The 11168-nt window shown below is 72.9% G+C and carries 10 protein-coding genes; 4 read left to right on the top strand and 6 right to left on the bottom strand.

From position 1 onward, the window contains the following. Positions 1–1042, top strand: a 1042-nt coding sequence (locus tag NWP10_RS07885) for a fatty acid desaturase family protein (protein WP_375162471.1), incomplete at its 5' end; no start/stop codon positions are given. 66 nt (positions 1043–1108) lie between these two features. Here NWP10_RS07885 and NWP10_RS07880 read toward each other — a convergent pair. The 5 genes from NWP10_RS07880 to NWP10_RS07860 all read right to left on the bottom strand — a co-directional run bounded on the left by NWP10_RS07880 (position 1109) and on the right by NWP10_RS07860 (position 6877). Next, entirely contained in the window at positions 1109–1597 is a 489-nt protein-coding gene (locus tag NWP10_RS07880; RefSeq protein WP_258300475.1) for an SRPBCC family protein, read from the bottom strand. Positions 1598–1690: 93 nt separating this feature from the next. Next, a complete protein-coding gene (locus NWP10_RS07875) occupies positions 1691–2593 on the bottom strand; it encodes an Ltp family lipoprotein (RefSeq protein ID WP_258300474.1) in 903 nt (300 codons plus the stop codon). 188 nt (positions 2594–2781) lie between these two features. Next, the gene (locus tag NWP10_RS07870; RefSeq protein ID WP_026106905.1) at positions 2782–3678 is read right to left on the bottom strand and encodes a sugar ABC transporter permease; all 897 of its coding nucleotides are present in this window, start codon (positions 3676–3678) and stop codon (positions 2782–2784) included. Between the two features lie 101 nt (positions 3679–3779). Then, positions 3780–5408: an ABC transporter permease subunit gene (locus NWP10_RS07865; RefSeq protein WP_017488046.1), complete on the bottom strand. Its 1629-nt coding sequence runs from the start codon at positions 5406–5408 to the stop codon at positions 3780–3782. 116 nt (positions 5409–5524) lie between these two features. Beyond that, a complete protein-coding gene (locus NWP10_RS07860; protein ID WP_258300472.1) occupies positions 5525–6877 on the bottom strand; it encodes a maltose ABC transporter substrate-binding protein in 1353 nt (450 codons plus the stop codon). Between the two features lie 314 nt (positions 6878–7191). Here NWP10_RS07860 and NWP10_RS07855 point away from each other — a divergent pair, with 314 nt between their 5' ends. Continuing rightward, positions 7192–8211: a LacI family DNA-binding transcriptional regulator gene (locus tag NWP10_RS07855; RefSeq protein WP_258300470.1), complete on the top strand. Its 1020-nt coding sequence runs from the start codon at positions 7192–7194 to the stop codon at positions 8209–8211. Positions 8212–8312: 101 nt separating this feature from the next. After that, on the top strand, positions 8313–9389 hold the full coding sequence (locus tag NWP10_RS07850) for an ABC transporter ATP-binding protein (protein ID WP_017488044.1): 1077 nt from the start codon (positions 8313–8315) through the stop codon (positions 9387–9389). Here NWP10_RS07850 and NWP10_RS07845 read toward each other — a convergent pair. After that, positions 9379–10416: a DMT family transporter gene (locus NWP10_RS07845; RefSeq protein ID WP_258300469.1), complete on the bottom strand. Its 1038-nt coding sequence runs from the start codon at positions 10414–10416 to the stop codon at positions 9379–9381. The genes NWP10_RS07850 and NWP10_RS07845 overlap by 11 nt on opposite strands. A gap of 41 nt (positions 10417–10457) precedes the next feature. Between NWP10_RS07845 and NWP10_RS07840 the strand changes: the two genes are divergently transcribed. Continuing rightward, positions 10458–11168: spermidine synthase (locus NWP10_RS07840; protein ID WP_258300468.1), on the top strand; the 711-nt coding region annotated here is incomplete at its 3' end.

The following is an 11168-nucleotide window of genomic DNA, read 5'->3' as shown; positions in this document are numbered from 1 at the left end:
GCAGCCACACGAAGTTGGCCTGGGAGGCGGGCACGTCCCAGCCGGCCTCGGCCAGGGCGGCGGCCACGCGCTCGCGCTCGTCCACCACGAGCTGCACGCCCTCCAGAACCTCGTCGAGGTGCTCGAGCTCGGCGGCCGCGCCCTCCTGCTCAACGCACGCCACCCCGCCGCGTTCGTGGCGGGAACAGCCATGCTCACGGTCGCGAAGATCGTGGAGAACATGGAGATCGGGCACAACGTGCTCCACGGCCAGTGGGACTGGATGCGCGACCCGGACATCCACTCCACCACGTGGGAGTGGGACTTCGTGACGCCGTCGCGGGCATGGCAGAACACCCACAACGACCTGCACCACCGCTGGACCAACGTGGTGGGCAAGGACCGCGACGTGGGCTACAACGTCCTGCGCATGGACGAGTCCGAGCCGTGGCGGCCCCGCCACCTGCTCAACCCCGTGATCAATGCGGGGTTGGCGCCGATCTTCGAGTGGGGCATCGCGCTCTACGACCTCGAGCTGGACCGCGTGCGCGCCGGCGAGAAGTCCCGCGAGGAGCTGATGACGGACCTGCGCTCGGTGGGCGTGAAGGCCTCGCGCCAGTTCGCGAAGGACTACGTGGCCACCCCGGCCGTGGCCGAGTTCCTCACGGGCTCGGGCAAGGCGGCGCTGGTGGCCGGGCTGCTCGCCAACGGGCTGCGCAACATCTGGGCGCACTCCGTGATCTTCTGCGGCCACTTCCCCGAGGGCGCGGAGACGTTCTCCGAAGAGATGGTGGACGGGGAGACCCGCGGCGACTGGTACGTGCGCCAGATGATTGGCTCCGCCAACATCTCCGGCTCGAAGCTCATGCACTTCATGACGGGCAACCTCTCCCACCAGGTGGAGCACCACCTGTTCCCGGACCTGCCCTCCAACCGGTACGCCGAGGTGGCGCCGAAGGTCCGCGAGATCTGCGCCCGCTACGGCCTGCCGTACACCACGGGCCCGCTGCTCAAGCAGGTCGGCTCGGCGTGGAAGAAGGTCTTCCGGCTCGCCCTGCCCTGACGGGGCGGGGCCCAGCCGGCGGTCTGAGTCTGGGGACCTGAGCCTGAGGACAGGCGGCCGGGGCCGTCAGGCCTCGCGCGCCTCGGCCTCGGCGAGCGCGGCCAGCCGGTCGATCGAGGCCCGCAGCTGCTCGGGGCCGGTGCGCAGCGCGCGCCGGATGCGCTGCGGGTCGGTGAGCTGCGCCCACTCGTAGGTGTGGGCGACGCGGCAGCCGCCGCCGTCGTCGCCCTCCACCTGCCAGCGCCAGAGCTGGCCGAACGGCTCGCCCCCGACCTCGGCGGGCTTCCAGGCGATGCGGCGGCCCTCCTCGAACTCCACCACGTGGTTGGCCCGGTCCACGCCCTTGCGCAGGGTCGTCACGAACACGTCGCCCACCGCGGTGACGCGCTGGCCCGCCTCTGACTGGGCGAGGTTGTCGTTGCCGTCCCATTCCGGCTGGCGGGACGGGTCCGCGATCAGCTCGAAGACGACACCGGCCGGCGCCTCGACCCTGCGGCTCGCGGTGGCCGTGCGGTCCTCGGGGGCGGGCAGGTCGGGCAGGTCGGCGGTGTCCATGCGGCCAGGGTAGGTCTGGGTGCGCCGGACCGGGAGGCCCGGGGGCCGCGCCGGATGGACGCGGCCCCCGGAGCGACCCGGTGGTGGCCGGGCTCAGAGCCCGACGGCGTCCACGCCCGCCTCCGCCTGCGAGGCGGTGTAGCCCTCGTACATCAGCTGGTCGATGAGGCCGGAGCGCGAGAACCCGGTGAGGTCGAGGTAGGACTGCGCCTGCTTCGCGGCCTGCTCGTCGTAGTCGATGTCCAGCCCGTCGACGGCCGCGGTCGCGTGAGCGTTCGAGTAGCCCTCGTACTCCAGCTGGTCGATCAGGCCCGACCGGGAGAACGCCGCGAACTCGAGGTAGTTCTCGGCCTGGCGCACGGCCTGTGCCGCGTAGTCGATGTCCAGGCTGTCCACGGCCGCCGTCGCGTCCGCGTTCGAGAACTCCTCGTACTCCAGCTGGTCGATCAGGCCCGCCCGGGAGAACGGCGAGAACTCGAGGTAGGACTGGGCCCGGCGGGCGGCCTGCGACTGACCGGCCGTGGAGCCGCCCATCGCAGACGCCTCGGTCTCCTCCTCGGCTTCCGCCGCGGCTGCAGCCTCCTCTTCCGCCTCGGCCTCGGCCGCCTCTGCGGCGGCCTCCTCCTCGGCCTCCGCTGCGGCTGCGGCCTCCGCAGCAGCCGCCTCCTCGGCCTCCGCTTCGGCGCTGGCCTCGGCCTCCCGGGAGGCCTTCGCCTCGGCGGACTCCCTGGCCTCCCGGGACGCGGCGGCCGAGCGGCTGGCCTCGGACGCCTCGGACGCGGAGGCGCGGGCCGCCTGAGACGACGATGCGGCCGCCCTCGACGGCGCGGGGCTGGTCGGCGCGGACGCCGTGGACGAGGACGATGCCGCACCGGCGCTGGAGGCGGCGGACGGCTCCTGCTCCGCAGATCCGGCGGAGCAGCCGGCCAGCAGCGCCGCGGAGGCGAGCCCGGCCGTGAGGACGAGGAGGGGACGTACACGACGAGGACGCGGCATGGCGAACTCCTTCGGTGAGGGGGCGCATCCGGTTGACGCGCCCGGCGAGGGGAAGCGGAGCGCTCATGGAGTGCTCACGGTCCTCACAGTAGGAATCCAGCGGACACGTTAAGCGGGGGCGGCGCCGGAATGACGCGACCCCCGCAGCGACGCGGTGCGACCCCGGAGCGACGCGGTGGCGGTCGGGCTCAGCCCTTCACGCCGCCGGCGGTGAGCCCGGAGACGATGTACCGCTGCAGGAAAAGGAACAGGGCCATCACGGGCAGTGCGGCCAGCACGGCGCCGGCGGCGAAGACGCCCCAGTTCTCCGAGCGGGTCTCGGACACGTAGCCGTAGAGGCCCACGGCCAGGGTCTGGGCGGCCGGGTCCGTGAGCACCACCGAGGCGATCACGAACTCCGAGACGGTGCTGATGAAGGAGAGCAGGCCCACCACGGCCAGGATGGGCGTGACGAGGCGCAGGATGATGGAGAAGAAGATCTGCACGTGGGAGGCGCCGTCCAGCTTCGCGGCCTCGTCGAGGGACGCGGGCACCGTGTTGAAGAACCCGTACATCAGGTACGTGTTCACGCCCAGGGCCCCGCCCAGGTACACGAGGATCAGGCCCAGCTGCGAGCCGATCCCCAGCACCGGCACGAGGTCGCCGATGTAGGTCAGCAGCAGGAAGATCGCCACCACCGCCAGCAGCTGCGGGAACATCTGCACCAGCAGCAGTGTCAGCAGGCCCACGCGGCGGCCGGTGAAGCGCATCCGGGAGAACGCGTAGGCGGCCAGGGCGCCCAGGAACACGGTGGAGAACGAGGTCACCAGGCCGATCACCATGGTGTTCACGAACCAGCGGCCGTAGGGCCGGCTGGGGTCCGAGAACAGGTCCACGTAGTTCTGACCGCTGAACGAGCTGAACAGGCTGTTCGAGCTCGCCATGGTGCCCGTGGGGTCCAGGGACGCGGAGAGCACGTAGAGCAGGGGGAACAGCGCGAAGGCGCTGGCCAGCACGCCCACCACGTGGCGCCAGCCCAGCTCCCGCAGCCAGCGCCCGAAGGGGCGGCGGCGCCGCGGCGGGGGCGCGCCGTCCTCCCAGCGCAGGGGGTCGGTCTCCTGCTGGGCGAGGGCGGCGGCCAGGGGCGACGCGGCGGCCGGGGCGGCCGGGCCCTGCGGCGCGCGGGCGGAGGGGTCCTGGGGGATGCTCACGAGTCGATCTCCTCGAGCGCCTTGGTCTGCCGGAAGCTGATGGCCGAGATGGTGGCCACGATCAGGAAGATCACGATGGACAGGGCGGAGGCCAGGCCGTAGTCGCGGCCCACGCCGCTGAACGCCGTCTTGTAGACCACCGTGATCAGCAGGTCCGTGGCGCCGATGTTCGTGGCGGCGTCCGCGAACCGGGGCCCGCCGCCGGTCAGCATGTAGATGATGTTGAAGTTGTTGAAGTTGAACGCGAAGGACGAGATCAGCAGCGGCGCCACGGAGACCAGCAGCAGCGGCAGCTTGATGGAGCGGAAGATCCGCCAGGGGCCAGCGCCGTCCATGCGCGCGGCCTCGTCCACGTCCTCCGGCAGGGACTGGAGGGCGCCCGTGGTCACGAGGAACATGTACGGGAAGCCGAGCCACAGGTTGACCACGATCACGGAGAACCGGGCGAGCCACGGGTCCGTGAGCCACGGGATGTCCGCCCCGCCGAAGAACACGTTGTTGACGAAGCCGAACTCCGGGTTGAGCAGGCCCGCCCACACCAGGCCGGAGAGGAACGCGGGGAAGGCGTACGGCAGGATCATCAGGACCCGGTACACGTTCTTGCCCCGCATGTCCGCGCGGTTGAACGCGATGGCCAGCAGCAGCCCCAGGGCGAAGGTGGTGGCCACGCTGAGGAACGCGAAGGCGAAGGTCCACACCAGCACCCGCAGCAGCGGGTCCCGCAGGCTGGGGTCCGTGAAGGCCTTGGCGAAGTTGTCCACGCCCACGAACACCCGCCAGCCGGTCTGCAGGGTGCTGCCGTCGTCCGCCTGGAACCGGCCCTCGCCGTTGTCCCGGTAGACCACGCCGCTCTCGAGGTCGGTGAAGGTGTCCTGCGCCTCGTCGTACTCCAGCCGGGGCGAGTACACGTAGGCGCGCGAGCCGTCCCGGGTCTCCAGGGTGCCGTCCGCGGGGTCGTCGCTGAGCGGCACCTTGAGCTGCGTGACCTGGTCCTGCCGCGAGAGGAGGTCGCCGAACCTCAGGGTGGTGTAGCCGTCCACGGCCACGGCCTCCGCGCCGTCCATCTGCGCCTCGACGGGCGCGAGGGGCTCGTCCGCCCCGCCGAGCACGGCCTGGCCGTCCCGCACCGTCAGCAGGTGCAGGTCCCCGCCCTGCTCCAGCACGGAGACGGGGTACGCGGGCGAGTCCGGGACCCGGATGGAGGAGGAGCGCTGGATGATCTCGATCGCCGCGGGCTTGTCCGAGTTGTGCCCGGCCCCGTAGTTGGTGAAGGCGATGTAGGAGGAGTAGACCACCACGAACACCTGGAACAGGACGAGGAAGAACACGCCCGGCGCCAGGTACTTGGCGGGCAGCCCGCCGCGCCGCAGGTAGATCCAGTTGATCAGGAGGGTGACCGCGAGGGTCACGGCGAACACCACCCAGTCGCCGGCGGCGGCGAGCTGGAACAGCACGAACGCCGCGAACGCGTCGACGAGACCCAGCAGGGCGATCTTGACGAGCGTGCCCGCCGTGCCGTCCGGGCCGCGGTCCGCGCGTCGGCCCCGCAGGCCGCGGCGTCCGGCGTCCGCCGGGTCCTCGTGTGCGGCGTCGGGGCGGGCCGACGTGGTGGAAGACGTGCTCATGGTCCCTCATCCGGCCTTCAGGCCTGCAGTGGAAGTGGCGTGCGCCCGTCGGGGCGCGGGGTGCGGCCGCCGTCGTCGAGGGGACCTGCCCCACCGACGACGGCGGCCCGGACGGCTCACTGGCCGATGCGGCCCTCGATGTCCGAGATCATCTTGTCCCAGGTCTGGGCGGGGTCGCCCTCGCCCTTGATGATGCTCATCTCGGCACCGCCCCAGAACTCGAACACGGCGCCCATCTCCGGGGCCGCCGGCATGGGCACGCCGTCCTCGCCGATCTCGCCGAACGCCTTGACGGTCTCGTCCACGGCGGCCTTCTCGAAGGAGGCGGTCAGAGCCGGCGGGCGCTTGCCCTCGGCGTACAGCGCGTCCTGGACCTCCTCGGTGGAGAGGTAGTTGACCACGAACTCGTTGGCGGCCAGCTGGTTCTCGGACTCGGCGGAGACGAAGAACGCGTTGACGCCCACGAACGGCTGCGCGGGCTGGTCGCCCATCGACGGGATCTCCTCCACCGCGAAGTCGACGCCGGCCTCCTCGGCCCCGTCCACGTTCCACGGGCCGGTGATGAAGTAGGCCGCCTTGCCCGCGTTGAACTGCTCCTTGGCGATGTCCCCGGTCATGTTCGGGTTCAGCACGCCGGACTCGCCGTACTCGGCGAGCTTCTCGGCGAAGGCCTGGCCCTCGGCGCCGCCCATGGCGAGGGAGCCGACGTCGTAGGAGCCGTCCTCCTGCTGCTCGAACACCGGGGCGCCCATGGAGGTCTGGAACGGGTACAGGTGGTACGGATCGCCGTTCACGGGGTCCAGGCCCACCACGAACGGGTAGTCCGCCTCGCCGGCGTCCACGGCCTTCTGGCCCTCGGCGATCATCTCGTCGAAGGAGGCGGGGGTCTCCTCGGCCAGCGCGGTGTTGCGCAGGATGGCCACGTTCTCCACCGAGTAGGGCACGCCCCAGGTCTGGCCCTCGTAGGTCACGGCCTGGACGGAGGTCTCCGAGAACTCGTCCGCGGTGTCCCCGAGCTCGAGCGGCGCGATGGTGCCGTTCTGCACGAGCGAGCCGATCCAGTCGTGGGCGCCCACGATCACGTCCGGGCCCTCGCCGGTGGGGGTCTGCGTGATGAAGTCGTCCTTCATCTTCGAGTTGTCCTTGACCACCAGCTCCACGGTGATCCCGGTGTCCTCCTTGAAGTCCTCCACCACGGACTCCAGCGGCTTCTGGCGATTCTGGTCCACCCACATGGTGATGGTGGCGGCCCCGGCCTCGGTGAGGTCCTGGCCGGCGGAGGACGACGACGCGGCGCCTTGGTCCGAGCCGCCCGCGGCGGAGCTCGACGCGGACCCGCCCGCGGCGGGGCTCGAGGAGGCGGCGGTCCCGCCGCCACCGCACGCGGTGAGCGCGAGGGCGGAGAACGCGGCGGTCAGCGTCAGGCCGAGGGGGCGACGCAGGGCGGCGCGAGGGGTGGTGGACGTCATGATGTGCCTTTCACGGTACGAGGGGCCCGCGCCGAAGCCGGCCGGGCCCGGCGGGACCGCGTCCGAGACCCGGGCGCCCGTCCCGTTCCGGTGGGGAGGGGTACAGCACTCGGTAGTGTAAGCGCTTCCACTGTGATTTTCCACACACGCGGGATGCCCCGCGGAACGGCGCGGATTCGGGGGGTTCGGCCCCGCCTCGCCGCCCGGCCGCGCGCATGGAAGCGATTCCATCGCGCCCCTGGGCGTGGCGTAGGGTGACCCCAGCACGGTGACCCACAACACACCGTCCCGCTCCGGAGAGGAGGACCCGCCGCATGGTCGGCATCAAGGACGTCGCCCGCATGGCGGGTGTCTCGGCGGCCACCGCCTCCCGCGCCCTGACGGGCTCCGGCCCGGTGGCGCCGTCCACGCGCACCCGCGTCCACAAGGCCGTGGCCGCCCTCGGCTACGTGCCCGATGCCGCGGCCTCCTCGCTGGCCTCCGGCCGGACCCGGAACATCGGCCTCGTGACCCCCTCCGTCCACCGCTGGTTCTTTGCCGCCGTCCTGGAGGGCGCGGCGGACGAGCTCGTCCGCCGCCGCTACGACCTCACGCTCTACGACGTGGGCCAGGACCACGACCGCCGCTCGGCCGTCCTGACCGACCTGCTGCCCCGCCGCCGCCTGGACGCCCTCGTCACCCTCTCCTTCCGGCTCAGCCCGTTCGAGCTCGACGGCCTGGCGCGGCTGGGCCAGCCCGTCGTCGCGGTGGGCGGCCGCCTGCCCTCCGGCGAGGCGCTCCCGGAGTGGTTCACGGCGGTCCAGGTGGACGACTCGCGGGCGGCCCGCATGGCCACCGGGCACCTGATCGAGCTGGGGCACCGGGAGATCGCCTACATGGGGCGCGTGGCGGACGACATCGAGTTCCAGGTCAGCACCGAACGCACCCGCGGCTTCCTGGACGCCCTCGCCGCGGCGGGCCTGCGGACGCCGACCGACTGGATGCTGCCCGCCGACTTCACGATGGGCGACGCCTACCACCGCGCCCGCGCCCTGCTCGCGGACCCGGAGCGCCGGCCCACCGCCGTGCTCTGCATCTCCGACGAGATGGCCATGGGCACCCTCATGGCCGCGCAGTCCCTGGGCCTGCGCGTCCCCGAGGACGTGTCCGTGATGGGCCTGGACGGCCACCCGGACGCGGCCCGGCTCGGGATCAGCACCGTGGACCAGACCCCCGTGGACCAGGGCCGCCGCGCCGTGCGCCTCGCGCTCGGCGCCCTCGACGGCACCCCCCACCCGCCCCGCATCCTCCACCACCTGGCCCTGCGACCCCGGGCGAGCACCGCGCCGCCGTGAGCGGCGCGCCGGCGCCGGCCTCGCCGTCGTCGTCCCCCATCCACCCCCCTCCCTTCACCTCGGATCGTCGGGCACGTGCCTGCCCGTGAAAGGACACCCCCATGGCCTCCGTGAGCTTCCGCTCCGCCACCCGTCAGTACCCCAACGCCCCGCGCCCCGCCGTGGACCGCCTGGACCTGGAGATCGCCGACGGCGAGTTCCTCGTGCTCGTGGGCCCCTCCGGCTGCGGCAAGTCCACCTCCCTGCGCATGCTCGCCGGCCTCGAGGAGCTCTCCTCCGGGAGCATCCACATCGGGGACCGGGACGTCACGGACGTGGACCCCAAGGACCGGGACATCGCGATGGTGTTCCAGAACTACGCGCTCTACCCCCACATGACCGTGGCGGACAACATGGGCTTCGCCCTCAAGATCGCTGGCGTCCCCGCAGACGAGCGCCGGCGCCGGGTGGAGGACGCCGCGAAGCTGCTGGACCTGACGGAGTACCTGGACCGCAAGCCCAAGGCGCTCTCCGGCGGCCAGCGCCAGCGCGTGGCCATGGGCCGGTCGATCGTGCGGAACCCGCAGGTCTTCCTCATGGACGAGCCGCTGTCCAACCTGGACGCCAAGCTGCGCGTGCAGACCCGCGCGCAGATCGCCCAACTCACGCGGCGCCTGGGCACCACCACCGTGTACGTGACCCACGACCAGACCGAGGCCATGACCATGGGCGACCGCGTGGCGGTGCTCAAGGACGGCACCCTCCAGCAGGTGGACACCCCCCGCAGCCTCTACGAGAAGCCCGTCAACGTGTTCGTGGCCGGGTTCATCGGCTCCCCCGCGATGAACATCTTCCGCATGCCGGTGACCGCCGACGGCGTGCACTGGGGCGAGAGCGTGATCACCGTGGACCGGGCGACGCTGGCCGACGTCGGGCAGAGCGTGGACCTGGGCGTCCGCCCGGAGAACCTGGAGATCACGGACCGGGGAGGTCTGGCCGTGGAGGTGGACACCGTGGAGGAGCTCGGTGCCGACGCCTACGTGTACGGCCACGCCACGATCGGCGGCGAGGAGCGCCTGATCACCCTGCGCACCGTCGGCTACACGGCCCCGGAGAAGGGCGCCGTGGTCCACGTGGTGCCGGACCCGGCGCGCGTGCACCTGTTCCACGCCGAGAGCGGGGAGCGCCTCAACGACTGAGCTGAGGGCGCGGCCCGCTCCGGCGCGACCCGCCCGCCGCCAGCACCGCCGCGGCCAGGGCGCCGGCGGTGCCCACGAGGGTGAGCGCCGTGACGCCGGCCCCGCCGGCCGGGGCGAGGGCGTCCACCGCGAGCGAGCCCAGCAGCTTGCCGCACACCAGGCCGAGCAGGGCCAGGAACGCGCCCACCCGCGGCACCAAGTAGGCGCTGACGGCGATGAACAGGCACCCGAGCGGGCCGCCCAGGTACAGCCACCAGTGCTCCGGACCGGGCAGGACTCCCCCGCCCCCGCGCACCGCCACGGCCGCCAGGTGCACCACGGCCAGGGCGGAGGCGCCGGCCACGAAGTTGATCAGCGTCACCGGGACGATGCTCCCGTAGGCCGCGGCCTGCCGCGCGTTCAGGGCCTGCTGCCCGCTCGTGGCCAGGCCCACGGCCAGCGGCGCCAGCGCGACCAGCAGCCACAGCGGCCCGCCCCGGGCGTCCGCGAGCTGCGGGCCCACCACGAGCGCCACGGAGGCCAGGGCGAGCACGGCCCCGGCGATCCGCCGCGGCGTCAGCGTCCGCACCCCGGCCGGCGTGAGGCCGAGCCGGTCCACGGTCATCCCGCCGATCAGCTGGCCGGCCACCACGGCCACGGTGAACACCGCCACGCCGATCACGCGCACCGTGAGGGCCTGGGTCAGCACCATCGAGCCGCCCACCATGCCCGCGAGCAGGTACCACCACCGCACCCGCCCGTCCGCGAGCGCAGGCCGCACCGCGGTCAGGGAGCGTCGCCCCCACGGGGTGGCCAGCGCGATCGCCGCGATGAGCAGGAGCCCGGCGGTGAAGGAGGCGACGGCGGCCAGCGTCGGGTCGCCGGCCCGCTCGGCGAGCCCGCCGTTGAGCCGGGCCTGCACGGGGATGGTGGCGCCGGCGGCGATCGCCAGCAGGAACAGCACCCCGCGACCGGCGGCGCCGGGGCGCGCGGGGTCACCGGGGCGCGGGGCATCGGCGCGCTGGGGTCGGACGGGCTCGGGGCTCATGGCCTCCATGGTCTCCCACCCGGGACCGGCACACTGGACCCATGTCAGCGCACCCCGCCTCCGGCCGCACCGTCCATCTCTCCGCCTCTGGGGAGGACGCCCGGATCCTGCCCGACGAGCTGGGCGGGTTCGTCCTGGAGATCGGCGGCGCGGTGCAGTCGCACGTGGACCCGGCCGAGCCCACGGCCATCCGGTACGAGTATCTGCGGCGGGTGGCGAACGTGCTCGACGGCGTCGCCCCGGCGGGTGCGCCGGTGCGGGTCCTGCACCTGGGCGCGGGTGCGCTGACGCTGCCGCGCTACGTGCAGGCCACCCGGCCCGGTTCGGCGCAGACGGCCGTGGACCTGGACCGCGAGCTGGTGTCCTTCGTGCTCGCCGAGCTGCCGATGCCGGCCGGCACGGACCTGGACTCGGTGGTGGCGGACGCCCGCCTGGCCGCCGTCGACCTGCTCATGGACGGGGAGCGGTTCGACGCCGTCGTCCTGGACATCGGCACCGGCGAGGACGGGGCCGAGCACCTGCGCGGCGCCGCGTTCTACGGCGAGCTGCTCGGCCTGCTGACGGACACGGGGGCGCTGCTGGTGAACATCGGCGACGACGACGGCCTGCGCTTCCTCGCCGTCGAGCTGGGCGCGCTGGAGGCGGCGTGCGCCGAGGCGGGCGTCCCCGGGCCGTGGACGCTGGCCTCGGCGGACATGCTCGAGCGGCTCGAGCTGGGCAACGCGGTGCTGGCGGCCGGGCCGGCCCTGCGC

The organism is Micrococcus sp. HG099 (assembly GCF_024723355.1).
GTDB lineage: Bacteria > Actinomycetota > Actinomycetes > Actinomycetales > Micrococcaceae > Micrococcus > Micrococcus endophyticus.
Note: the sequence above shows the minus strand (reverse complement) of the source record. Positions and strands in the feature narration are given on the sequence as shown.

Coding starts and splice junctions, on each gene's coding strand:
- NWP10_RS07880 (WP_258300475.1), bottom strand. CDS start 1,597: ATGGACACCGCCGACCTGCCCGACCTGCCCGCCCCCGAGGACCGCACG.
- NWP10_RS07860 (WP_258300472.1), bottom strand. CDS start 6,877: ATGACGTCCACCACCCCTCGCGCCGCCCTGCGTCGCCCCCTCGGCCTG.
- NWP10_RS07855 (WP_258300470.1), top strand. CDS start 7,192: ATGGTCGGCATCAAGGACGTCGCCCGCATGGCGGGTGTCTCGGCGGCC.
- NWP10_RS07865 (WP_017488046.1), bottom strand. CDS start 5,408: ATGAGCACGTCTTCCACCACGTCGGCCCGCCCCGACGCCGCACACGAG.
- NWP10_RS07850 (WP_017488044.1), top strand. CDS start 8,313: ATGGCCTCCGTGAGCTTCCGCTCCGCCACCCGTCAGTACCCCAACGCC.
- NWP10_RS07875 (WP_258300474.1), bottom strand. CDS start 2,593: ATGCCGCGTCCTCGTCGTGTACGTCCCCTCCTCGTCCTCACGGCCGGG.
- NWP10_RS07845 (WP_258300469.1), bottom strand. CDS start 10,416: ATGAGCCCCGAGCCCGTCCGACCCCAGCGCGCCGATGCCCCGCGCCCC.